25 protein-coding genes are annotated in these 23,172 nt (G+C 64.6%); 15 read left to right on the plus strand and 10 right to left on the minus strand.

What is annotated here, in order from left to right:
• Positions 1–99 precede the first annotated feature (99 nt).
• The 7 genes from F8G81_RS03515 to F8G81_RS03545 all read left to right on the plus strand — a co-directional run bounded on the left by F8G81_RS03515 (position 100) and on the right by F8G81_RS03545 (position 7,287).
• The gene (locus F8G81_RS03515; protein ID WP_267277650.1) at positions 100–1,137 is read left to right on the plus strand and encodes a Gfo/Idh/MocA family protein; all 1,038 of its coding nucleotides are present in this window, start codon (positions 100–102) and stop codon (positions 1,135–1,137) included.
• The gene (locus F8G81_RS03520; RefSeq protein ID WP_267277651.1) at positions 1,134–1,931 is read left to right on the plus strand and encodes a hypothetical protein; all 798 of its coding nucleotides are present in this window, start codon (positions 1,134–1,136) and stop codon (positions 1,929–1,931) included. The genes F8G81_RS03515 and F8G81_RS03520 overlap by 4 nt, the downstream gene beginning before the upstream one ends.
• 251 nt (positions 1,932–2,182) lie before the next feature.
• A complete protein-coding gene (locus tag F8G81_RS03525; RefSeq protein WP_267277652.1) occupies positions 2,183–3,598 on the plus strand; it encodes an MFS transporter in 1,416 nt (471 codons plus the stop codon).
• A gap of 29 nt (positions 3,599–3,627) precedes the next feature.
• Entirely contained in the window at positions 3,628–5,205 is a 1,578-nt protein-coding gene (locus F8G81_RS03530; protein WP_267277653.1) for a GMC oxidoreductase, read from the plus strand.
• Positions 5,206–5,521: 316 nt separating this feature from the next.
• Positions 5,522–6,073: an RNA polymerase sigma factor gene (locus F8G81_RS03535; RefSeq protein WP_267277654.1), complete on the plus strand. Its 552-nt coding sequence runs from the start codon at positions 5,522–5,524 to the stop codon at positions 6,071–6,073.
• Complete coding sequence (locus F8G81_RS03540) at positions 6,070–6,843, plus strand: hypothetical protein (RefSeq protein ID WP_267277655.1); 774 nt, start codon at positions 6,070–6,072, stop codon at positions 6,841–6,843. The genes F8G81_RS03535 and F8G81_RS03540 overlap by 4 nt, the downstream gene beginning before the upstream one ends.
• An 18-nt stretch (positions 6,844–6,861) precedes the next feature.
• Positions 6,862–7,287, plus strand: coding sequence for a CoA-binding protein (locus F8G81_RS03545; RefSeq protein WP_267277656.1), 426 nt, complete (start codon positions 6,862–6,864; stop codon positions 7,285–7,287).
• A 24-nt stretch (positions 7,288–7,311) separates the two neighbouring features.
• On the opposite strand, the gene F8G81_RS03550 is transcribed toward F8G81_RS03545, so the two are convergent.
• The gene (locus tag F8G81_RS03550; protein WP_267277657.1) at positions 7,312–8,340 is read right to left on the minus strand and encodes an isopenicillin N synthase family dioxygenase; all 1,029 of its coding nucleotides are present in this window, start codon (positions 8,338–8,340) and stop codon (positions 7,312–7,314) included.
• 45 nt (positions 8,341–8,385) lie between these two features.
• On the opposite strand from F8G81_RS03550, the gene F8G81_RS03555 reads away from it, so the two are divergent.
• From F8G81_RS03555 to F8G81_RS03570, 4 genes are read left to right on the plus strand one after another with little or no spacing between them, the layout of a single operon-like run.
• On the plus strand, positions 8,386–8,805 hold the full coding sequence (locus tag F8G81_RS03555) for an MmcQ/YjbR family DNA-binding protein (RefSeq protein WP_267277658.1): 420 nt from the start codon (positions 8,386–8,388) through the stop codon (positions 8,803–8,805).
• Positions 8,798–9,346: a DUF1990 family protein gene (locus F8G81_RS03560; protein ID WP_267277659.1), complete on the plus strand. Its 549-nt coding sequence runs from the start codon at positions 8,798–8,800 to the stop codon at positions 9,344–9,346. The genes F8G81_RS03555 and F8G81_RS03560 overlap by 8 nt, the downstream gene beginning before the upstream one ends.
• A 14-nt stretch (positions 9,347–9,360) precedes the next feature.
• Complete coding sequence (locus F8G81_RS03565) at positions 9,361–9,984, plus strand: hypothetical protein (protein WP_267277660.1); 624 nt, start codon at positions 9,361–9,363, stop codon at positions 9,982–9,984.
• Positions 9,985–10,040: 56 nt separating this feature from the next.
• A complete protein-coding gene (locus F8G81_RS03570) occupies positions 10,041–10,334 on the plus strand; it encodes a DUF503 domain-containing protein (RefSeq protein ID WP_267277661.1) in 294 nt (97 codons plus the stop codon).
• 9 nt (positions 10,335–10,343) lie between these two features.
• On the opposite strand, the gene F8G81_RS03575 is transcribed toward F8G81_RS03570, so the two are convergent.
• The 4 genes from F8G81_RS03575 to purS all read right to left on the minus strand — a co-directional run bounded on the left by F8G81_RS03575 (position 10,344) and on the right by purS (position 14,626).
• Complete coding sequence (locus tag F8G81_RS03575; RefSeq protein ID WP_267277662.1) at positions 10,344–11,171, minus strand: GDSL-type esterase/lipase family protein; 828 nt, start codon at positions 11,169–11,171, stop codon at positions 10,344–10,346.
• A gap of 113 nt (positions 11,172–11,284) precedes the next feature.
• Entirely contained in the window at positions 11,285–13,603 is a 2,319-nt protein-coding gene (gene purL, locus F8G81_RS03580) for a phosphoribosylformylglycinamidine synthase subunit PurL (RefSeq protein ID WP_267277663.1), read from the minus strand.
• A complete protein-coding gene (gene purQ, locus F8G81_RS03585; protein WP_267277664.1) occupies positions 13,600–14,373 on the minus strand; it encodes a phosphoribosylformylglycinamidine synthase subunit PurQ in 774 nt (257 codons plus the stop codon). The genes purL and purQ overlap by 4 nt, the downstream gene beginning before the upstream one ends.
• A 1-nt stretch (position 14,374) precedes the next feature.
• Positions 14,375–14,626, minus strand: a complete 252-nt coding sequence (gene purS, locus F8G81_RS03590; protein WP_066287204.1) for a phosphoribosylformylglycinamidine synthase subunit PurS — start codon at positions 14,624–14,626, stop codon at positions 14,375–14,377.
• 218 nt (positions 14,627–14,844) lie between these two features.
• Here purS and F8G81_RS03595 point away from each other — a divergent pair, with 218 nt between their 5' ends.
• Both F8G81_RS03595 and F8G81_RS03600 read left to right on the plus strand, forming a co-directional pair.
• Positions 14,845–15,030 carry a hypothetical protein gene (locus F8G81_RS03595; RefSeq protein WP_267277665.1) on the plus strand — a complete coding sequence of 62 codons (186 nt, stop codon included), beginning with the start codon at positions 14,845–14,847 and terminating at the stop codon, positions 15,028–15,030.
• A gap of 278 nt (positions 15,031–15,308) precedes the next feature.
• Entirely contained in the window at positions 15,309–18,521 is a 3,213-nt protein-coding gene (locus F8G81_RS03600) for a S8 family serine peptidase (RefSeq protein WP_416377099.1), read from the plus strand.
• A gap of 115 nt (positions 18,522–18,636) precedes the next feature.
• Here the strand turns inward: F8G81_RS03600 and F8G81_RS03605 are convergent, their stop codons facing one another.
• From F8G81_RS03605 to F8G81_RS03620, 4 genes are read right to left on the minus strand one after another with little or no spacing between them, the layout of a single operon-like run.
• Positions 18,637–19,008: a serine protease inhibitor gene (locus tag F8G81_RS03605; protein ID WP_267277666.1), complete on the minus strand. Its 372-nt coding sequence runs from the start codon at positions 19,006–19,008 to the stop codon at positions 18,637–18,639.
• On the minus strand, positions 19,005–19,934 hold the full coding sequence (locus F8G81_RS03610) for a 3-methyladenine DNA glycosylase (protein ID WP_267277667.1): 930 nt from the start codon (positions 19,932–19,934) through the stop codon (positions 19,005–19,007). Before F8G81_RS03610 ends, F8G81_RS03605 begins: the two co-directional genes overlap by 4 nt.
• On the minus strand, positions 19,912–20,472 hold the full coding sequence (locus F8G81_RS03615) for an SSI family serine proteinase inhibitor (RefSeq protein ID WP_267277668.1): 561 nt from the start codon (positions 20,470–20,472) through the stop codon (positions 19,912–19,914). Before F8G81_RS03615 ends, F8G81_RS03610 begins: the two co-directional genes overlap by 23 nt.
• Positions 20,473–20,496: 24 nt before the next feature.
• The gene (locus F8G81_RS03620) at positions 20,497–21,042 is read right to left on the minus strand and encodes a MarR family winged helix-turn-helix transcriptional regulator (RefSeq protein ID WP_267277669.1); all 546 of its coding nucleotides are present in this window, start codon (positions 21,040–21,042) and stop codon (positions 20,497–20,499) included.
• A 78-nt stretch (positions 21,043–21,120) separates the two neighbouring features.
• Here F8G81_RS03620 and F8G81_RS03625 point away from each other — a divergent pair, with 78 nt between their 5' ends.
• Together F8G81_RS03625 and F8G81_RS03630 are read left to right on the plus strand one after the other, a co-directional pair.
• Positions 21,121–21,363 carry a hypothetical protein gene (locus tag F8G81_RS03625; protein WP_267277670.1) on the plus strand — a complete coding sequence of 81 codons (243 nt, stop codon included), beginning with the start codon at positions 21,121–21,123 and terminating at the stop codon, positions 21,361–21,363.
• Positions 21,364–21,495: 132 nt separating this feature from the next.
• Complete coding sequence (locus F8G81_RS03630) at positions 21,496–21,702, plus strand: hypothetical protein (protein ID WP_267277671.1); 207 nt, start codon at positions 21,496–21,498, stop codon at positions 21,700–21,702.
• A 109-nt stretch (positions 21,703–21,811) separates the two neighbouring features.
• Here F8G81_RS03630 and F8G81_RS03635 read toward each other — a convergent pair whose 3' ends face one another.
• Positions 21,812–23,170, minus strand: coding sequence for an aspartate kinase (locus tag F8G81_RS03635; RefSeq protein ID WP_267277672.1), 1,359 nt, complete (start codon positions 23,168–23,170; stop codon positions 21,812–21,814).
• Positions 23,171–23,172: the final 2 nt, after the last annotated feature.

Here is a 23,172-nt window from a genome sequence, read left to right on the forward strand (position 1 = left end):
AATTCTCACACATAGGGGCCCACTAAGGTGGCATTATTCCTGACTATAGCCAGAACGTCCCATACTTATGAATAATAGAGACATAAGAAGGGGGCAATGATGCCTTGGAACGTAGGAATACTGGGTGCGGGGCCGGGAATCGCGGCCCTGCACCTGCCGGTGCTGGGCAGGCTGACGGAGCTGTTTACGGTGGTGCATCTTGCCGACGCCGGAAGCGGGCGGGCTAAGGCCCTGGCTGCGAGACTTGGTGCACGGTGGTCAGAAGGGGAGGCGGAACTGCTTCGCGACCCCGCCGTGGATGTCGTGGCAGTCTGCAGTCCGCCAGCTGAGCATGCCCGCCAGATCCTGGCGGCGGTCGCCGCCGGCAAGCGCGCGGTGTTCTGTGAGAAGCCGCTGGCCGCCAGCGGCGAGGAAGCGGAGAGCGTCATCTCTGCCTGCCGCGAGGCCAGCACCATCCTCCTGGTGGGAACCAACCACCTCTTTGATGCGGCTTGGGGGCGCGCAAAGCATCACCTGGTCGCCCTCGAGGGCCGGGTGCGGGCCATCTCCGTGACACTCGCGCTCCCGCCGAATGACAGGTACCACCGGCTGGTGGCCGAGGGCGCCCCTTTCCAGGCTGCCCGGCGGGGACGCCCTGACCTCGGCAATCCCGCCGTCGCCGCCGACGTCCTGAGGCAGCTGCTGACCGGCCTCGCAATCCATGACCTTCCCGGGGTCAGGGACATAGCGCCGGGTATCGACGAAGTGGTGTACGCGCGGATCGCTCCGCCGATCGGTTATGTGGTGGGCTACCGGGCAGGCGACGTCCTGGTCCAGTTGGCGCTCACCATGCTTCCGCAGGGGCCGGATGCCCTCTGGCGGATGAGCATCACCACTTCCCACGACCGCATCGAGGTCAATTTCCCGCCTGCCTTCGTGCATGCCGGAAGCGCTGCGACCCGCGTGCGGGGCGTCGATGGTCAGTGGGCGGAGTACACGCGGGATCCCGAGGATGGTTATGTGGCGGAGTGGCGCCTGCTTGCGGCGCTGCTTGAAGGATCGGCGCCCGTGGAGTACGACGAACTCCTCGCTGACTCGCATTTCGCCATCGATCTCGCGGACGCTGCGGCCGCGAAACTCCTCGAGGTGGGTCAATGAGCCCGGCGGGAGGGGGATGCGCCGTCCTGGCCGCGCTGCCTGCCTACATGGCCGCTATTGCCGAGCTCCCTCTCAGCGCCGAACTGACGGATGACGTCAGCGGCGCGGTGGCGGTAGTGCAGGGATCAGGAGATTGGTGGCAGGCGATGCTGGCGGCCCGCGCAGGGGGAGCCGTTGCCGTGGTGCTGGCCGACCCGGCGGTGCTTCCCCGGGAGGCCTTAGTGTCCCACCCATGGACGGGCGACATCCCGGTGATCGTCGAGCGCCCCCGCCTGCGCCCTGATGTTGTTGCCGATGCGGTGGCGGCACGACGGGGCAGCCCCGCCCGCATCATCACGGTGGAGTGCGTTGCACCTTCATCAGGCTTTGAGGCGGTTGTTCGGGACGGTTTTGGCTGGGCGAGGTCCCTGGCCCAGGGGCCGCTCAGCCTTAAGGCTGGTACTGCCACGTCGCGCGGAAGGATGGCGCTCCTTGATTTTGATACCGCGGAGAGTGGACCAAGTCCTGCCACCCTGGTGGGGACGACGGTGGGTGGCCTTCACGCTAGAGGCCTGCTCAAGGTGCTGGCCCTCGGTGAAGTGAGAACGGACCTGACCATTGACCAGCCCGCCGGACTGACGCGACTGGAGACGTCCAGGGAAGAAGGCGCTTTGAGGGCGCCGGACCGGTATGAGTCGTCAGCCCGACTGGCGCTCCGCCGCGCCATTCAGGCCCGTTCAGAGGGTATTCCGGTGACGGACCTAGGCGATCTGCTTGAGGATATGGCCCTCACCTGGGATTTGCTCGCCTCATAATCAGCAATGGGGTAGGCGTCGAATTCAGGCTTCCTTTTGTTGCTTTCAGACTAAAGTGCGGTAAGATGGGTAACGGCGCCGGGGTTCCTGCCGGACCCGTTCTCCGTCGTGATGATGCGCCGGAGGCACAACACGTCGCGTCGACGGCCCGATCGTTCGGGTAGATCACTATGCCTCTTTCGCCTTTAAGACTCCGTCTCCTTGTCATTTCACTGCTCACGGTCTCCTTCTTGGGGGCCCTGGACCACACGGTGGTATCCACCTCCCTGGCCACCATCGCCGGTGAGCTGGGTGCGCTGAAGCTCATGAGCTGGGTTGTGGTGGGCTACACGCTCGCCAGCACCGTGCTGCTGCCAGTACTCGGCAAGCTTGGTGATGTCCTGGGCGCCCGGCGAATCTTCATTGCTTCGCTGGTGATGTTCCTCGCTGCTTCCCTGGCCTGTGGTTTCGCGACGGACATGGCGTGGCTCATTGCCGCCCGCGTCCTGCAGGGGATGAGTTCCGCCGGGCTGCAGTTGATGTCCCAGACCATCATTGCCCGCGTCACCACCCAGCGTGAACGTCCGCACTACATGGCCATCATCGGCGCCGCTTTCCCCATCGCTATCCTGGTTGGCCCCGTTCTCGGCGGCGCCATCACTGACTACTGGGGCTGGCAGTGGGTCTTCTGGATCAACATCCCGGTGGGTGCGGCGGCACTGGCGCTCGCGCTGATTGCTGTACCGCACCTGGAGCCAGGGCCTGCGCCCCGCCACTTCGACGTTGCCGGGGCGGCGGTGTTCACTGCCTCGCTGGTGGCCCTCGTACTCGCGGTCACCTGGGCTGCGGAACGCAGCGCAGGCCCTGCCACGGCTGCTGCGCTCGCGGTCAGCACCGCGGGCTTCGTGGCGTTCTTTTTTATCGAGCGTCGCGCCCCCGAGCCCATCGTGCCGCTCTATCTCTTTGCCAACAGGACCATTGCGGCGGGCACAGCGCTCTCGGCGATTATCGGCGTCGGGCTCTTCTCCATAACTGCGTACCTCCCCACGTACTTCCAGATGGCCTACCGGACCACGGCCACCGTGTCCGGGCTCGTACCAATCGCCACCGTGTTCGGCATGCTGATCAGCAATCTGCTCACCGGATGGCTGGCCAGCCGGACGGGCCGGTACCGGATCTTCCCGATCCTGGGGACTTCGCTGGGAGCCGCCGGGTTGTTCGCGATGGCCCTGCTGCCGGCCGGACTTACGCTGTGGGTTCCCATGGTGGTGATGGGTGTGGTGGGCATCGGCACCGGTGCGTTCATGAGCCTGATTGTCGCAGTGGTGCAGGGAGCTGTTCCGGCCAGCCAGACCGGCACCATTACGGCAACCGTCAACCTGGTGCGCCAGGTGGGCTCAACAGTGGCGACGGCAATTATCGGCGGGGTCATCGGCTTCGGTGTGGCCTCCCTCCTGCCGGCGGGCCTTGACGCTTCAACCCTGACCCCGCAGTTGGTCCACGGTGCTGCGCCGGCAGTCCAGGAAAGCGTGGCGCATATCTACAGCTCCGTCTTTATCCCGATCTTCATCGCCCTGGCGGCCACCTACGCCGTGGGGATTGTCGCGGCTGTCCTGCTTCCGCACGGCCGCCTTTCCGACGAACCCGTTCCTGTGGCCCCCTCAACTTCCGAATCCCTTTCGGCCTGATCCATTCGGCCTGATCCAAAGGAGACATTATGTCCAATCCCACCGTCGCCATCGTCGGCAGCGGGCCTATCGGCTCCACCTACGCCCGGCTGCTCGTGGAGCGGGTCCCGAACGCCCGGGTGGTGATGTTCGAAGCCGGCCCGCAGCTCACCGAAGTTCCCGGTGAAAGCGTCCGGAACATCCCCGACCCGGCCGAAAAGGCCCGTGCCCGGGAAATGTCCCAGGGGCCGCAGGCCGGCGCGTACCGGGAATCCCTCGGCATCCCGGCCGGAACCGTCACCGAAGGCATGTTCACCGCACGCCAAGGCACCCACCTGCTGGACTTCGGCGGCGCCGGTTCCGCGCACGCCCCGTCGTTCCCGGCAGCGGCGGCGGCCACCAACGTCGGTGGCCAGGGTGCGCACTGGACCTGTGCGACGCCGTCGCCCGCCTTCAGCGAGAAGGTCCCGTTCATCGGGGACGACGAATGGGACGGGCTGATTGAGGACGCCAAGCAGCTGCTGCACGTCCACAGCGCCGCGTTTACCGATTCCAAAGTCGGCGAGGCCATCCGGTCCCTCCTCGATGAGGAATTCGGTGCGGAGCTGCCGGAAGGTTACGGGGTGGGCACCCTTCCCGTGGCCGGGGATCCGCAGCCTGACGGCTCCGTGCGCTGGGCGGGCGCCGACGTCGTCCTCGGCCCGCTCATCGATAAGGAGAGTCCACTCTCGGAGCGGTTCGAACTCCGCGACCTCACCTTGGTCCGCCGGGTGGAACTGGACGGGCATCGTGTCACGGGCGTGACCGTCCAGGACCTGCGGACGGGGGAGACGTCCTTTGTGGCGGCTGAGCTGGTGGTGGTGGCCGCCGATGCCTTCCGTTCGCCGCAGCTCCTCTGGGCATCGGGTGTGCGGCCGAAGGCCCTCGGCCACTACCTGACTGAGCATCCTGTGGTCATTTCCACGGTGGCGCTGGACGAAGAGAAGATGGGGCGATACGCCACCGAGGAGGACCTCAAGGCCGAACTGGCCCGGCGCGCGCTCAATCCGGCGGATCCGGTGGCCGCGGTGAACCGCATCCCGTTCTCTGAGCCGGAACACCCGTTCTCTGTCCAGGTGATGTACTCCGAGACGACGCCCTTCCCGATGGAGCCTGGAACGCCTCACTCACAGAACCGCTGGGGCTACGTCAACATGGGCTACGGCATGCGCAAGCATCCCCGCTACGAGGACGCGGTCACTTTCGACGACAACGAGCCCGACTATCGGGGATTCCCGAACATGAGCATTGAGTATGAGCTCACCGAGCGGGAAAACGTGGAGATCGCGGAGGCTACCGAGCGGCTGCGCCGTGCGGGGAAGGCCCTTGGCGTCTTCGTAGCCGAACCCAGGCTCATGCCCAACGGCTCGAGCCTGCACTACCAGGGCACCATGCGGATGGGCGAGACCGACGACGGAACGTCGGTGGCTGATCCGTGGTCGCACGTATGGGGCTACGACAACCTGGTGGTAGGCGGAAACGCCCTGATTCCGACGGCGACGGCCATGAATCCCACCTTGATGAGCGTGGCGATCGCGGTCCGCGGCGCCCGGAAGGCGGCCGAAGAGCTCGGTTCGGGGAGCGCCTAGGCCCGATTCAGCCGGGCCACCTTTGCGACGTGAAGAAATTGCTTAGAAGTTTTTTCTTCCGGGGCGTAACCCTTTGGATGCTGCCTGCGATTACCTTTATGTAGCGCCGGGCTGGAACTTGTCCCCCATCATGTTCCAGCCCGGCTCTTTCTGTCTCAGCATCCATCGAGGCAGGGATATTGGGGCGGTACGGGCTGCACCTGAGAAGGCAGCTAAGTTACTGCGGGGTAAAGTTAGCTGGGCAAGGGCATACCGCGTCAGCGTCGGTGGCCCTAGACTGAGCAAGCAAAGTCCCCCCAGCGAAGGCCCTGCGTCCGTGAACGATGTGCTGACTGATGATGATTTGCGGGACAAAGCCCGTGATCCTGAGTTCTTCAGCCTCGTGTACCGGACATATGCGTCACAGGTCCAGGGCTACCTCGCAGCCCGCGGAGTCGAAGATCCGGAGGCGGTTATGCAGGAAGTCTTCCTCGCCGTCCTTCCCCGGCTGGCGACTGTTAGCGGCGGCATTTCCGGCTTGCGCACTTTCATCTTTTCAGTTGCCCACGCGCGAATGGTGGATGATCACCGCAGGCAAAGCCGCACTCCGCTAAAGCTTCCCTTCGAAGCGGATCTGGACCAGCGCGAGGAATCTTCCGCTGAAGCGCAGGCCCTGCAGCGGGTCTCCTCCGGGGAGGTCCTGGACCTCCTCCAGGCTCTGCCGGACGAGCAGCGCGAAGTGCTCACCCTCCGCCTGATCGGAGGCCTCACCGTCGACCAGGCTGCCGTGGTCATGGGGAAGAGCGCCGGCGCAGTCAAGCAACTGCAGCGGCGTGCTTTGAGCAATCTCCGTGAGCAGTCGGCAGTAAAGGAGTATGTGGCGCCATGACGCCCAGCACAAGCCGAGTTATCAGGACCGTGGATGAGATGCTGCTCGACGCCGGGCAGGTGCACGCCGATGAGCTTCGCGCCGCACTTCTCGCCCTGGGCTCCCTGGGAACGGTACCGGCGCCTGCACCCAACGCCGAACTTTCAGCATTGCTGGCCGGAGGGCATGATCAGCTTTCCCACCGGCGCAGGCTGGGCAGGCACCGCTCCGGATTTGTGGGCCTGGCAGTCATTGCAGGGATGGGGCTGGGCGTCACTGGCGTGGCTGCCGGCGGGCCGGGCGGAAGCCAACAGGCCAGCATGTCCATCCAGCACCTGCTGGAGGACTGGACGCCCTCCTGGACCATTGCGGCGGGGACACCGGGCGGAGACGGTGGACTGATGCCGGCTCCGGCCGACGTTCCAGGGACGCTTAATCAGCCAGCGCCGGTTGGGGCGGAACAGCGCGGAAAGCCGGCAGCGCCCGTTCCGGGACACGCGGCGGCTCAAGGGGGTTCCCCGGCGGCCGAACGGGCACACACTCCGGCGCGCAAGACAACAAGCGACGACGGTTCTGCCGAAGGCGGTGCCCCGGCCAACAGGGACGCTCCCGACGGCGGTGCTGCCGCTAACGGTGCTGCCGCCAAAGGCGGAGATTCCACCAAAGGGCAGGATGCCAAGGGTTCCGAAGTCCAGGAAGCCTTGAAGCCGGCAGCCCCGACCGGGAAAGCGGGCGCCGGATCCGGAAAACCGGGCCCCGGGGCCGCCTGGCTGAAAAAGTTCCGGCGTTAGCCCGGCTAGGCTTGGTCCATGGGACACACCAACGATCCTGCAGTCATCGAACGCCTGATGCGCAACAAGGGGCGGTGGGCGATTGTGGGCCTGACCACCAACGAGTGGCGGGCTGCCTACGACACGTCCCTGTTCATCAGGGACCGGCTTGGCATGGAGATCATTCCCGTCAACCTGCCAGGGGACCCTGTGCACGGCGAAACAGGCTACCGCAGCCTGGCGGACATTCCACCGGAAAAGCAGCCCATCGACGTCGTGGACTGCTTTGTTAATTCGCAGAAGGTAGGCGCGGTGGTGGACCAGGCCATCGCCGTGGGCGCTAAAGCGGTGTGGCTGCAGCTGGGCGTGATTGATGAGGCCGCTGTGGAGCGCGCCAAGGCCGCCGAACTGGACGTGGTGATGGACGTCTGCCCGGCGCAGCAGGCCTGGAAGTACAAACTCTAATCCGCGCTGCGCAGCGCTAAGGAGTCATCGCTTCATCAGCTCGGGGTAGTGGCGCTCCGTAACGTCGGGGTGTGCGCGCATTCTGCCCTTGAGCATGTTGAGCCCAAAGGAAGCAAGCATCGGGTTGGCGGGGTCATCTGAGATACCGCGGGCCTGCGCCTTGAGCTCGGCCGGCAGCGGCACGGGTTCAATCACGGCATCGAGCCGGGGTGACCAGAAGAACGGCACCGAGTAACGGTCCACGCCCGGCGGCGGTGCCTGGACGCGGTGGATGGTGGCAGCCAGGTAGCCTTCCGTGGCCACCTCCAGCATCTCACCGAGGTTGACCACCAGCGCCCCCGGAATGGGTTCCACCGCAGCCCAATCGCTGGCTCCAGGCGGCAGCACCTCCAGACCGCCCACCCCGTCCTGCAGCAGGAGGGTCACAAAACCGTAGTCGGCGTGCGAACCCACCCCCTGGTCGCCGGCCGCTTCCACCACACCGCCTACGTAGTGCACCAGCTTGCCCATCCAGGCCGGGGTATCCCTGAAGGGTTCATCAAAGTAGTCCTCCGGCAGCTGGAGGGAAACGGCGATGGCGCGGAGGAGTTCAGCGCCCACCCGGGACATCAATTCGGCCCAGGCCATGGCTGCCGGTTCAAGCTCCGGTAACGACTCGTCCGGCCACATGTTGTGGCCCTGAAGCAGCCAGTACGGCTGGTCCGGAGGGTAGTCCAGAACCGGTTCGCGGTCCGGGGAGTAGTCGATCTGCTCGCGCGCGTCAGCCCTGCCCTGGGTGACTTCAGTGCCCATCCGCGTATAGCCGCGGAAATGCGGGGAAAGCCGGTTGTCCAGCTTCATGCGCTCCTCGAGCGGGAGATCGAAGAACCGCTTAATCAGTTCCAGCAGCTCCTCCGGCTGCCCGGGGGAGGCGCCGTAGCCCGTGAGCTGGAAGAAGCCCACACGATGGGTGGCGTCCCGCAGCTGTTCAATGAATTCCGGACTGAAGGGACCGTAGGGTTGGCGTGCGGTGCTCAGGTCCAGAACAGGTATGGTCGCCTGGTCATGTGACATGCTCGCAGACTAGCACTGCCGTGGAAGGCTTTGTAGGCTCGCTGCATGGACGTAGCCCAGCTCAGGAAAATCTGCCTGTCGTTTCCCGGGGCCTTTGAGGATTTTCCGTTTGGGCCTGAGACCTCCGTGTTCAAGGTCCGGGCCCACGTGGCCGGCGGGTCCAGGCATGAGGCCAAAATGTTCGCGGCATCGGCCATGAACCCGGACGACTGGTCCGTGAGCCTGAAATGCGAACCTGCCCTGGCAGAGCAGCTTCGTGCGGCCCATCCCGAAATAACCGGCGCCTGGCACATGAACAAGACCCACTGGAACGGTGTCCGCCTTGATGGTTCCCTTCCGGATGACATGATCCGCGACATGGTGGAGGATTCCTACGATTTGGTGGTGGCCACCTTAAGCCGCAAACAGCAGGAGCAGCTCGGCTGGGCCCGGCTGTCCGGATCGCAGGGCGCATCGCTTGACTGAAAAGCGTCTGGCGGCGGGCCAACTCAATTACCCGGGCATTGGCTCCACCGAGCATGGCCGGACGCCGGAGGGGTACGCCAGCGTGATGTCACGGACATACATCGGAAAGGGCACGGCAACCTACCTCAGGGTGGCAAACGGAATCCTCACCTGGGAGCTGCAGAAGCGGTCAGGGCTGAACGTCCGGACAGAGTCAGGTCACGTCGTTCCCGGTGCACGGATAGTGAGCGGATTCGGCGTCGGGCCCTTCCGCCTGAATGCCCCCTGCGAGGTGGTGTGGGTCCGCCGGCCGTGGACCGGTGAAGGCCCGCAGTCGGCGGGCTTCGGCTACGGTACCCTCCCCGGTCATCCGGTCAGAGGCGAGGAATCCTTCGAGGTGGAGATCGACGCGCAGGAAAGTGTGTTTTTGAAGGTCACGGCTTTCAGCAAGCCCTCCAACTGGCTTTACCGGGTGGGCGGGGTGGTGGGCCGGGCGGCGCAAAGGTACATCACTTCCCGCTACATTGAAGGGGCGCGCCAACTCGCCGCCGATGAGATCTGATCAGGAGAAAGTACATGCTGGACCAAGAGGCCCTGGACCGTTTGTGGGACGCCAATGATCCGGAACTTTCCGAACAACGGCTCCGGACGGCCATGGCTGACCCGGATTATGACGATGACGAAAAGGCCGAACTGGCCACGCAGGTAGGCCGTGCCATCGGGCTGCAGGGCCGTTTCGAGGAGGCAGATGCCCTGCTCGACTCCATCGACGGTGACGAACCGACCGTTGGAGTCCGGGTCCTGCTGGAGCGGGGCCGGCTCCTGAACTCGAGTGGCCATGCTGCCATGGCGGTGCCCTTGTTCGAGCAGGCGGCCGAGCTGGCCGATCACCTCGGTGAGGAGTTCCTGGCCGTGGACGCACTTCGCCTGCTGGCCCTCGCCGACTCCGCCCACGCGGAACTGTGGCTGCGCAGTGCGCTGGAGTACGCTTCCACCGCCCGTGATCCGCTGACCCGGCGCTGGATGGTGGGACTGCATCATGATCTGGGCCGGGAGCTGCATGGTTCAGGCAGGTTCACGGAAGCGCTGGTGGAATTCCAACTGGCCGAACAGTGGGCCGAACGCGTGGGCACGCCGGCGCAGCAGCACACCGCGCGGCAAGGCATCCAGGAGTGCGAACTGGCGTTGGCAGCAGGCTGACGAGACAACACGGCCCCGGGACGTTGACCGCCAGCCGGCGTGGGTAGCATGGGGGCATGTGGATCGGCTGGATCGAATTCGACATCCTTTTAGGCGATGTTCAAAGCCTGAAGGAGAAACGTTCCATCATCAGGCCTCTCGTGGCGGAAATAAAGCGCCGCTTCGACGTTTCGGTGGCCGAGGTGGGAGACCACGAGCAGTACCGCCGCAGCCAGGTGGGGGCGGGGCTGGTGGCAGCTGACCGCGCGCACCTCGTGGAGGTGCTCACCGCCGTCGAGCGTTTTGTCGCTGCCCGCCCCGAGTTTGAGTTGCTCAGTGCAAGGCAGCGGGAACTGCACAGCGAAGACTGACCGGGACGGTCAGGAAGTCAGGGTGCCTTCCTGCCAAACCGCGTCCCAGGTGATGCCTGCCAGCTTGTTCTGGCCCTCCAGGCTTGGGTGGAAGTAATCAAGGACGCTCACGTCGCTGGCGGTGAATTTGTATCCGTACACCGCACCGCCATCGCTGCGGCACATGCCGGAATAGGCTGCGCAGGAACCGGAGAGGATGGCATTGAAGGCTGCTTGCCTCTGCACCACGAGCTGACGCGTCTCTTCGCTGTTCGAAGCCGAGAGCATGGACGGACAGATGCTTCCACCGGACCAGGCCGCCTGCGCCGCCGGGTCGGTGTGCAGGACAGCCCACAGCTGGTACAGGTCCGGGATGCTGCTGACGAAGACCTTCGGCCGGGGGCGCATCCGGTCCAGTATGGCCAGCGCCCCGTCCACTGCCGCCGTGAAGTCAGCCTCGGTGGTCATGGTGTGTGCGGACGATGCGCAGAGGTCGTTGGCGCCCACCAGGACAGTGACATAAGCGGCCTTTTGGCTGGCAGCCACGGCTGCCTGCGCCGGAATCTCAGCCACCTTCGCCCCGCTTCTGGAGTTGTTGTAATTTCGCCCGGAGATTGCCGGCTGCAGGCGCAGCAGCCGTTCATAATGGCTGACGACGCCGTCATTCCCGCTGTCGCCGCTGGACCACGAGTGGACCGGGTGGTCGCCAAACCCACAGCAGGCGCTGAAGGCCCGGGTGATGGAATCGCCAATGGCAGCCATACTCCGGGGATAGCGGCTCGTTGGCGTGGGTGCCGCCGAAACCAGGACAAGGACCAGCAACACCACGATACTCAGGAACCTTGCCACCTTGCCCATAGCACGATGATAAAGCCAAAAATCCGCGGCGGTTTCGCCAATTCGCTTCCCTTATCAGGGGTACGTTTGGCCGAAACCGCCGCGGATCCTTGAGGAGTGCGACGCGGAGGGTACTAGCCGAAGTACTTCGGCAGGGTGGCCTCGTGGGCTTCGCGGAGGGCATCGAGGGACAGCGTCTCCACGCCGTTGATCTCCAGCTGACCGCTGGCGGCGTCCACGATGCCGATCCTGATGTGGGCAAAGCCGCGGGCTGTGCACATGTCCGTGAAGCGGATCTCCTCGGACCTGGGGACGCCCACGATGGCACGGCCCTGGCTCTCGGAGAACAGCGCCGTAAACAGGTCCACGCCGTCGCGGTCCAGGACGTCCTGCAGTGCGATGCGGGCGCCTACGCCGTAGCGCAGGGAGGACTCCACAAGGGCGGCCGCGAGGCCGCCTTCGGAGAGGTCGTGCGCGGAGTCAACCATGCCGTCGCGCGAGGCGTTGATCAGGATTTCACCCAGCGCGCGTTCCGCGGCGAGGTCAACCTTGGGGGGAAGCCCGCCCAGGTGGCCGCGCAGGTTGGACCATTCAGATCCGTCCAGTTCAGCCGCGGTGGTGCCCAGCAGGTAAATCGCCTGGCCGTCTTCGCGCCAGCCCGACGGCGTGCGGCGGGCTACGTCGTCGAACTTGCCCAGCACAGCCACCACAGGGGAGGGGTGGATGGGCGTGGTGCCGGTCTGGTTGTACAGCGAAACGTTGCCGCCGGTGACGGGGATGCCCAGCACCATGCAGGCGTCGGACAGGCCGCGGATCGCTTCGGCCAGCTGCCACATGACGTCCGGGTCCTCGGGGGAGCCGAAGTTCAGGCAGTCGCTGACAGCCATCGGGACAGCACCTGAGGTGGCCACGTTGCGGTAGGCCTCGGCCAGTGCCAGCTGCGCGCCGTGGTACGGGTCGAGGAAGGTGTAACGGCCGTTGGCGTCGGTGGCCAAAGCCACACCCAGGCCGGTTTCCTCATCCACCCGGACCACGCCGGCGTCGTCGGGCATGGCCATGGAGGTGTTGCCGCCAACGTAACGGTCGTACTGGTTGGTGATCCAGGACTTGTCACACATGTTCGGCGAGGCGATGAGCTCCGTCACGGCTGCCGCCAGCTCTGCAGGGGCGGAGGGGCGGCCGGCGTCCTGGACGGACCCGGTGAACGTGTCAGCCTGGAGCGAATCCTGCCACTCGGGCCGCGCGTAGGGGCGGTCGTAGACCGGACCGTCATGCGCAACAGTGCGGGGATCGACGTCGACGATCACCTCCCCTTCCCAGGTGATGATGAGGCGGCCGGTGTCGGTGACCTCACCCAGCCAGGAGTATTCCACGGCCCACTTGTCCATCACGGCTTCGAAGGCTTCGATGTTCTCCGGAGTCACCACGGCCATCATGCGTTCCTGCGACTCGGACATCAGGATCTCGCCCGGAGTCAGTGTGGGGTCCCGCAGCAGGACGGACGTCAGTTCAACTTCCATGCCGCCGTCGCCGTTGGAGGCGAGTTCGGACGTGGCGCAGGAGATGCCTGCGGCGCCGAGGTCCTGGATGCCTTCAACCAGCGAGCCCTTGAAGAGCTCGAGGCAGCACTCAATCAGGACCTTCTCGGCGAAGGGGTCGCCCACCTGTACGGCGGGGCGCTTGGACGGCTTGGTGTCGTCGAAGGACTCGGAGGCCAGCACCGAGGCGCCGCCAATTCCGTCCCCGCCGGTGCGGGCACCGAACAGGACCACCTTGTTGCCCTTGCCGGACGCGTTGGCCAGGCGGATGTCCTCGTGGCGCATCACGCCAACTGCCAGCGCGTTGACCAGCGGGTTGCCCTGGTACACCGAATCGAAGACCATTTCGCCGCCGATGTTGGGCAGGCCCAGGGAGTTTCCATAGCCGCCGATGCCTGCAACAGCACCGTGCATGACGCGGGCGGTGTCCGGGTGGTCGATGGCGCCGAAACGCAGCGGATCCATCACGGCCACCGGGCGGGCGCCCATGGAGATGATGTCGCGGACGATGCCGCCGATGCCGGTGGCTGCACCCTGGTAGGGCTCCACGAACGACGGCGAGTTGTGGGACTCGATCTTGAACGTCACGGCCCAGCCGTCGCCCAGGTTGGTCACGCCGGCGTTTTCGCCGATGCCCACCAGCATGTCCTTCTTCATTTCCTCGGTCACCTTGTCGCCGAACTGGCGCAGGTGGTTCTTCGAGGACTTGTAGGAGCAGTGCTCGCTCCACATCACCGAGTACATGGCGAGCTCGGCGCCGGTGGGGCGGCGGCCGAGAACCTTGACCACTTCGTCGAACTCGTTCTGCTTCAGGCCCAGCTCGGCCCAGGGAAGTTCGGTATCCGGTGTCTTGGCTGCGTTCTCGACGGTGTCGATATTGAACTTCTTGCTGACGGTTTCAGCTGAGGTACTCACTTGGCGCCTCCCACAATCTTGGTCAGGACGGAGGTGAAGAATCCGAGGCCGTCGGTGTCGGAACCGCCGATTCCATCCAGGGATTCGGGGCCGTAGCCCACCTCAACAGCGTGCTCAGGGTGCGGCATCAGCCCTACCACGTTGCCCGCAGCGTTGGAGATGCCGGCGATGTCGCGGCGGGAGCCGTTCGGATTGAAGCCCACGTAGCGGAACACCACGCGGCCTTCAGCTTCCAGCGCATCGAGGGTCTTCTCGTCGGCGATGTACTGGCCGTCCTGGTTCTTCAGCGGCACGGTAATTTCCTGGCCCGCGGCGTAGTCCCTGGTCCAGTCCGTGGTGTTGTTCTCCACCCGCAGGACCTGGTCACGGCACATAAACTTCAGGTGGTCGTTCTTGATCATGGAGCCGGGAAGCAGGTGCGACTCGGTCAGGATCTGGAAGCCGTTGCAGATGCCCAGGACGGGCAGCTTCGCGTCCGAGTTGGCGGCGTCGATGATTCTGGACATGAGCGGCGCAAACCGTGCAATCGCCCCGGCGCGGAGGTAGTCGCCGTAGGAGAAACCGCCAGGAATCACCACCGCATCCACGTCGCCCAGGGAGGTATCGGCGTGCCAGAGCTCGACGGCGGTGGCGCCGGCAAGGCGGACTGCGCGGGCGGCGTCGCGGTCATCGAGCGTACCTGGGAAAGTCACAACGCCGATCTTGGCGCCGGCAAGGCGGGCGTCGGCCGCAACGGCGACCTCCCCGCCGATCAGGGGAAGTTCAGTCATCTCAGGCCTCGACGACCTCGACGTTGACGACGTCTTCGATCACGGGGTTGGACAGCAGGGTCTCTGCTGCCTCACGGGCCTGGGCCAGGATTGCGTCGGTCACCTCGCCGTCGACGGTCAGTTCAAAGCGCTTGCCCTGGCGGACAGAGCTAAAGCCGGTGAAGCCCAGACGGGGGAGTGCACCCACGATGGCCTTCCCCTGCGGGTCCAGAATCTCGGGCTTGGGCATGACGTCAACAACGATCCGGGGCATCCGGCAACTCCTGTGCGTGAGCTTTGGGTAAGGGCGCAGCGGAGTGGTGCCGTCTCACGCCGTTCCATGTTGTAAAAAACACTGTCGTGTAAAACGGTGGGGGACGGGCGCTCCGCGAGCTTGCCTGCCCATTCTACCGGGATTGGAGCCGCACTCTGTATTCGACGGGAACGACGGCGGCTCTGGCCCTGCATGCAGACCGTCACTAGGATTGCTGAATGGCTGAGAAATCGAAATCCGTGCTGTTGCCCGTGATCGCCGCAGCTGTTTTCGCGGGGCTGGGCAGGATGGTTTTGCAGAAGATCAAGGCGGACCGTGCCGCCAGGGAACACAGGGTGACGGGTCCTGTGGATGAAAAGACGCGGCAGTGGATCAGTGAAGTGGTCCGCACCCCGCGCGAGTAGGCGTCACCTTCCCCCAAACACATTTGCCTCAAGGCGGTGATGACGGGCGTTCCCGGAACGGGAGCGCCCGTTTTCTGTGCCCTTTTCCATGCCAGCAGCACACGATATGACAAAAGATAAAACATGGTTAGCTGCCTATGTCATATTCATCTATCAGTCTGTACTGTTTGATTCGGCTGGTCTCGCCGGGTTACAAGATCTGTAATACTGCTGCCGCTTCCGGCCATTCAGGCCGGCCACATCGCCGGGCCCGTACCTCGTGAAAGGTGTACCAGCTCGTGAAATCAACTGGAAAGAGCCCCGGAAGGGGCCGGGGGTTCCGGAAAGCGGCGGCGTTCGCCGTCGGATTGCCGTTCCTCCTGACTTCAATGGCGTTGAGCCCCGCTACCGCGGCTACCGGCCAGCCTGGTAGTCATCCAGATGCGGCGATAACGGCAAAGAACATCAATCCGGCTGACTATCCGGCCGGGCGATACATCGTTGTGCTTGCCGGGAAACCAGCTGCCACGTACGACGGCGGTACACCGGGCCTGGCCGCCACCAAGCCTGAGAGTGGCCGCAAGCTGGATGCCGGGCGGCCCGAGGTCCAGCAGTACCAGGCACACCTCGAGGCGAAGCAGAACGAGGTAGCCGCGGGCGAAAACGTCCAGATCAAGCGGAAGTACACCGCCGCGATCAACGGTTTCTCAGCCGACCTCACTGCCGGGCAGGCCGTGAAGCTCGCAAAGGATCCAGCCGTACTGCTTGTTGCCCCGGACACCGAGAACGCCCCGGACTATTCCACCACCGACTTCCTCAAGCTCAGCGGGCCCAACGGCAGCTGGAACACCGTGTTTGGCGGCCAGGAGAATGCCGGCAAGGGCGTTGTGGTCGGTGTCATCGACTCCGGCTACACACCCTCCAACCCGTTTTTCGCCGGCCAGGACGTACAGCCACTCACCGGCCAGGCCCAGGTGGGGGTTCCCTACCGGACGGCAGAGGGCAAGATCGCCATGCTGAAGTCCGACGGCGATACTTTCATCGGCGAATGCCAGAAGGGTGAGGGCGCGGGGGCGGCGTTCGACGGAAGTGCCTGCAACTCGAAGGTATTGAGCGCCCGGTACTTCGCGGATGACTTCATGAAGTATGTTGCGCCGGAACACCGCGCCCCGGAGGAACTCATCTCACCGGTTGATGTGGGCAGCCACGGCACGCACACCGCCAGTACTGCGGCGGGCAATGCCAACGTCAGGACCAACCTTGGCGCGACCGACATGGGCATTACCAGCGGCGTTGCTCCTGCTGCGAAGCTTTCGGTGTACAAAGTCTGCTGGGAGGACGATAACCCTGACACCGGCGGCTGCTACAGCTCCGCATCTGTGGCTGCCATCAACCAGGCCATCCTGGACGGCGTGGATGTCCTGAACTACTCCATCTCCGGCAGTACATCCACCACCACGGATCCGGTCTCGCTTGCCTTCCTCTCGGCGGCGTCAGCCGGCATCTTCGTGGCCGCTTCGGCGGGAAACTCCGGTCCTGCCGCGAGCACGGTCAACCATGGCGCACCGTGGCTGACGACAGTGGCCGCAAGTTCGTTTTCCACCGAGCTCCAGGGCACGGTTGAATTCGAAGACGGCAGCAAGTTCCGCGGCGCCAGCCTGATGGCCAACCCCGTTCCCGCCAGCAGCGCCGTCCTGGCTGTCGACGCTGCGGCCGCCGGGGCAGCCAACCCGGCACTCTGCGGTCCGAACGTGCTGGACCCGGCCAAAGTAACCGGGAAGATTGTGGTCTGTGACCGGGGTGTCATTGACCGGGTGGCCAAGAGCGCGGAGGTTCAGCGGGCGGGCGGCGTCGGCATGATCCTGGTCAACCTGGCCACCTCCTCGGAGGACCTGGACCGCCATTCCGTTCCCACCGTGCACGTGAATCCTCCGGCGACACAGGAGATCAAGAACAAGATCACCGCGAATCCGGCGATCAAGGTTGCACTCGTCAACAAGGACACCACCGGGCTGTCGGCGGCACCCCAGCCGCAGGTTGCCGGTTTCTCTTCACGCGGACCCCTTCTTGCCACGGGCTCTGACCTTCTCAAGCCTGACGTTGCAGCGCCCGGTGTGGCTGTCCTGGCCGGCGTGTCTCCTATCGGTTCCGGCGGTGACCAGTTTGGCATGATGTCCGGAACATCCATGGCGGCGCCGCACGTGGCAGGCTTTGGCGCCCTCGTCCTCGCCAAGAACCCCGGCTGGTCCCCGGCCACGGTCAAGTCAGCCATGATGAGCACGGCCGGCGACGTCAAAAATGCGGACGGCTCCCGGAACAGCGATGTGTTTGCCACCGGCGCGGGCCAGGTGGACGTGGCGAGGGTGTTGGATCCCGGGCTGGTCTACGACAACACCGAGGACGACTACCTCAGGTTCATCCAGGGAACCGGCCTGGACCTTGGCATCCCGGACCTGGGAACCACGGCACCGCGGGACATGAATGTCGCTTCCTTCGCGCTGGGAGCCCTCACCGGCAAAACGGAGGTCACCCGCACTGTCACGGCACTGACGCCCGGGCTCTACCGCGCCCAGGCCAACGTACCGGGGGTGAAGGTGAGCGTGACGCCGTCGGTCCTTAACTTCGAGGCCGCCGGCGAAAAGCGCACGTTCAAGGTGAAGTTCGAAAACACCGGGGCGGCGCTGGGGCAGTTCGCCATGGGAAGCCTGGTCTGGCAAGGCGCCGGGAAGAACATCACCTCACCTATTGCGGTCCGCCCGCAGTCCGTGGTGGCTCCGTCAAACCTGGCCTTTACGTCGGAGGGTGGGACCGGTCAGGGCGGGATCCCCGTGGTTTCCGGTACGAACGCACCTGTCAATGTCACGCTGGACGGACTGTCGAAGGCCGATTCCTCAGCGATTGAGTTGGTTCCCGGGCCATTGGCACTGGAAACCAATGCATCCAACTTCGCCAAGGAGGTCACCGTCCCCGCCGGATCGCCGCTGGCCAAGTTCTCCGTCTTTTCCTCCACGGAGGAGGCGGACTTTGACATGGTGGTCTTCAATCCAGCGGGCCAGGTCCTGCTGGCGCAGACGGCTTCAGCCAGCGAATCCATATCCGTGCCAAACCCGGCCCCGGGTGTGTACACGATCTACGTGAATCTCTACGCCAGTCCCAACGGCCAGCCCACCAAGGCGTCCGTGGATGCCGCAGTGCTGGGCGCGAATGTAGGAAATGCCACCGTATCCCCGAACCCGCTGCGGCTTGGCAATGGACAACCAGGCGTCCTGACGCTTGCCTGGAAGGACCTCGCTGCAGGTTCGTACATTGGCCGGATCAGCTTTGCCGGTTCCAGCACGCCCACGTTCGTCTCGGTGGTTGTGACACCGGGCAGCACGGCAGTGGTTCCGGCCGACGAACAGGCTGATGATCCTGCAAAGCCTGACCAAAAAGAAGCGAAGGAGAAGGTCAGGAAGGACAAGAAAAAGCAGGAAATTTCCGAATCTTCCGGGATCAGGGACATGGGTATCTAGCCCCATAATCCTTACCGATAGAGGCGCCGCCGGCTCGCAATGATCCGGCGGCGCTTTCTTGTGCGCGCTGGTGGCTGCTGCCCGCTATGTCTGCGCCCGCTACGTCTGCTGCCCTCTACGTCTGAAAAGAGCCAGGACTTCCGCCCAGCAGCGGGGCCATGGCCTTCCACCGGGAGATCTCGCAGCCGTCGGTGCGTCGAAACTCAGCATTGACGGGACGGCCATGAAACGTTCCCGTCACCAGGGCCACCTGGGGTCCGCCGTACTGTTGGGTGCACAGCCTGGGCGGGCCCGGCTTCGGAAAGAAGATGTCCTCGCCAAACCGTTCCAGAACTGCCAGTGCTGCCTCCGGATCGGGCAGGTTCGACCCCGCTGTGGGGTGTCCGTCCTCGGCAACCAGACGGAAAACGTACTCCTTGGAACCTGGCTGTTCGGTGAGCCTGATGGTCAGGTCCGTGGCAGTCGCTTCGGCACCAGGCGCCGTCATGCCGGTCCTCCGGAAAGCGGGGCCAGTTGCACGGCGAGCCGTTCGCGGAGGGCTGCGGCTTCAGCAGCAAAGGCCCGCTGGTTCTCCACATAGGCGGCTTTGCCCTCGGCTGTTTCGATCCGGATGGGAGGGTAGCCCCACTCGGCCAGATCGTAGGGGGAGGCCTGCATGTCCATGGCACGGATCCGCCACGACAGTTCAAAGCACTCCATCACCAGCTCGCTGGGAAGCGCCGGCACCAGCTTGTATGCCCACTTGTACAGATCCATGTTGGCGTGCAGGCATCCGGGCTGTTCCAGATCCCGCTGCTTTTCCCGGCTGGGTTCGAGTTCGTTCAGCGGCTTGGCGTCAGGGGTGTAGAAGCGGAAGGCATCAAAATGGGAGCAGCGGATCCGGTTGTCCTCCACTACCTTGTCCGTGCCGGCGGAGCCCAGCCTCAGGTGCAGGTACTCGTGCCGCAGGTCGAACTTGTCCTGGCGGTAGACCATGGCCCATTCATGCAGTCCGAAGCAGCCGAACTGGGCAGGCCGGGCCGCCGTTCCGCGCAGAATGATGCCGGCGAAAGTGACTGCCTGGTGCCTGTCTTCCAGGAAGGCGCGGGTGTCGACGGTGACCGCCGTGCTGCCGGAAGGCATCCCCAGGGAGGCGAGTTCGCCGTCGTCGAGCATTCTGTAGTGTTTCCAGCTGCTGCGGGCAGCCGCCCCGGCGCCGGTGAGGACGACGCCGGCGCCCGGGTGCCAGCGCAGCAGCTGGCCAGGCTTCTGGGTGTAGTAGGTGAAGAGAAAATCTTCAACCGGGTGCTTCTGTCCGGCTGATCGGCGGGCAAGGTAGGGATCGGCATAGCGGCGGACCCGTTCCTGGTACGCTGCCTCGCGCAGCTGCCACTCGCCGTCCGCCAGCAGGCTAAGCTGCTCCACCACTGGCACCCAGAATGTCCCGGGCAGCGTCCCAGGCGCTGATCTCGCAGCCGTTCCTGCGGGCGAAGGTGGACTCAACAGGCGTGCCGTCAACGATGCCGGTGACCGTGGCCTGTTGCGGCCCGCCATATTGCTCGGTGCACGCCTGGTCCTTGTCCTGGGCGGACGGGCTGAGCACGGCGGCGTTGTTCTTGATGGCCTCACAGGCCGCTTCGGCTGACAGGTGCTTGCTTTCAGCTGCCGGGACCCCGTCCTGGCATACGAGCGTGTAGTTGACGGCAGGTTCTGTCTCGGAAGGCCTGACCGTGATGGCCAGTTCGGCGTTGCCGGCTCCCGGTCCTGCTGCAGGGCTGCGTGAGGCAGACGGCGCCGGAGCCGAGACGGAGGTTTCGGTGTCCGCGGCGGGCGTGGTGGCAGTTCCGGAAGTGGTGGGGGAGCTTGCTGCCGGCGTGGTGGAGGTGGGAGCGCCGGTATCCGGAGCCGAGCACGCGGACATCAGCCCTGCCGCCAGCAGCAGGGCCGCCGCCTGGATCAGCAGTTTACGCATACGGCCTCCTCGATTGCTGTCATTCTACTGCCGTATCTGAGGCCGTTCGCTGGTCCCTGCGCCGGTCTCTTCGCTGCTCCCTGCGCTGGTCGCTCCTGAAGTCGCCGCGATCAGGCCCATCATGGAGGCGTGCAGTTGGCCCACCTGTTCGCGCGTAAGCCCCAGCCGCTCCATCATGGTGCCGGGCACGGCGAGGGCCTGTTCGCGCAGCCTTGCTCCGGCGGGGGTAAGGTCCACGGCCAGGGCGCGTTCGTTTCCATCCATGCGGTGCCGCGTGAGGAAGCCCGCGGCCTCGAGCCGGCGGAGCAGCGGGGAAATTGTTGCCGGCTCCTGCGCCAGGGCATCACTGATATTACGCACAGTGCGGGGGCTGGACTCCCAGAGGCAGAGCATCACCAGATACTGCGGATGCGTCAGGCCCAGCTTCTCAAGGACCGGCTTGTAGGCGCCCACCACGCTGCGGGAGGCAACGGTGAGGGCGAAGCAGAGCTGGTGCTCCAGGAGCAGCAGGTCATCGTCCTGCTGTTCTTCCCGGTTCTGCTTTTTGAGCTGGGACGGTGCGGTGGACATTGCGGGCCTCCAATAATTAGTGCACTAATCATTAGCGTACACTTAGTACCAGCAATTCGTTCTCTTCAAGGAGTCATGATGGGCAAGGGCAAGCCGGCGGACAAAGACAACGCCTCGCAGCGGTTCATGCGGGCAACCGGAAAACTCAGGGCGATTTTCGGCCCGGCCAACCGCAGTTCCCTCTCTCACGACATGACCGAGGAGAACCGCAAACTGCTGCGGCAGCGCGAAGCCGAAAGCCAGCAGTGGGAAACGTTGCGCCGGCCCGATGGCAGCACCTACGTCGTACCCAAAAACCCTGAGGACCAGTCCCTCCGCTGAGCCCGCCGGCAGGGGCCTTTTCCCAGCTCCGGGCGTAAAATAAGGGCACTGGCTCCAGTTGGGGCCGTTGCTCCTCTCGGGGGCAATGGTCCTGCGGCTCTTCCTGGGGAGCGTGGGAAGGGGGTGGAAATAATGGCACATGTACTCAGTGGTTTTATGAACCTGACTGAACGGCTCCGGTTCGTCTTTGGCCCGGCGACGCGTCTCGACATCGACGAACCTGTTGTGCACAAGCATGATGCGTTCGAGCAGGCCTCAGACGAGGAACTCTCCCACTTCGAAGTGGAGACCGATTCCCACGGCCACCATTACGCAGTCCGGCGCGAAGACCTCACCTGAAGACCTCACCTGAGACGCCGACGGAAAAGCCGCCCCGCACAGTTTCGATGTGCGGGGCGGCTTTCGTTGTAAGTCTGGAGGGGGCGCCTCCAGTGCCAGGCGTTCCTGCCTAGCGGCCGGTGCCGCCGTACACGGTGGCTTCGTCGTCACTGTCCAGGTCAAAAGCCTTGTGGATGGCGCGGACGGCGTCGTCCAGAAGGTCCGCATGCGTCACCACGGAGATCCGGATCTCGGAGGTGGAGATCATGTTGATGTTGATTCCGGCTGCGGACAAAGCCTTGAAGAAAGTCGCGGAGACACCCGGGTGCGAGCGCATGCCGGCGCCGATGAGGGACAGCTTTCCGATCTGCTCGTTGTATTCGATGTTCTCGAATCCGATGTCCGGCTGTGCTGTCTTGAGCGCCTTGAGTGCGTCCGCACCTTCGACGATGGGCAGGGTAAAGGAAATGTCCGTCCGGCCGGTGCCGTGGGTGGACACGTTCTGGACGATCATGTCGATGTTTGAGTGGGCGTCAGCGATGACCTGGAAGATCGCGGCGGCCTTGCCCGGGATGTCCGGTACGCCCACCACTGTGACCTTGGCTTCGGAACGGTCATGTGCAACGCCGGAGATGATTGGCTGCTCCAAGGCAACTCCCTCTTGAGTGGTGATCTTGTCTTCGGCGCTGGGGATGACCCAGGTGCCTTCGTGCTGGCTGAATGAGGATCGAACGTGGAGCGGCACACCGAACCGGCGCGCGTACTCGACGCACCGGAGGTGCAGGATCTTGGCGCCGGAGGCGGCCAGTTCCAGCATTTCCTCGCTGGAGATCGTGTCGATCTTCTGGGCGGAGGGGACCACACGCGGATCCGCGGTGTAGATGCCGTCCACGTCGGTGTAGATCTCGCAGACGTCAGCTTCCAGCGCGGCTGCCAGGGCAACGGCGGTGGTGTCTGAGCCGCCGCGGCCCAGGGTGGTGATCTCGTTGGTGGAGCGGCTCATGCCCTGGAATCCGGCAACAATCGCTATGTGGCCCTTGTCCAGTGATGTACGGATGCGGTGCGGGTCCACATCGATGATCCTGGCCTTGCCGTGAATCCCGTCCGTAATCATGCCGGCCTGCGATCCGGTAAAGGACTGGGCTGAGGCGCCGAACTTGTTGATAGCCATGGCCAGCAGGGCCATGGAGATGCGCTCCCCGGCCGAGAGGAGCATATCCATTTCCCGTGCGGGGGCAGAATCGGTCACCTGGGCGGCCAGATCCAGCAGTTCGTCAGTGGTGTCACCCATGGCGGATACCACCACAACAACTTCGTTGCCGGCCTGCTGGGCATCCACCACACGCCTGGCAACCCGCTTGATGCCTTCGGCGTCCGACACGGATGAGCCGCCGAACTTCTGGACAATCAGCTGTTTGGTGACTGCACCGCCGTCGGGCCCCTTTTGCGGCTGGACTGCGGTGTGCACTTCGGTAGTGGGCGTACTCATGC

This window comes from Arthrobacter sp. CDRTa11 (assembly GCF_026427775.1).
Classification (GTDB): Bacteria; Actinomycetota; Actinomycetes; order Actinomycetales; family Micrococcaceae; genus Arthrobacter.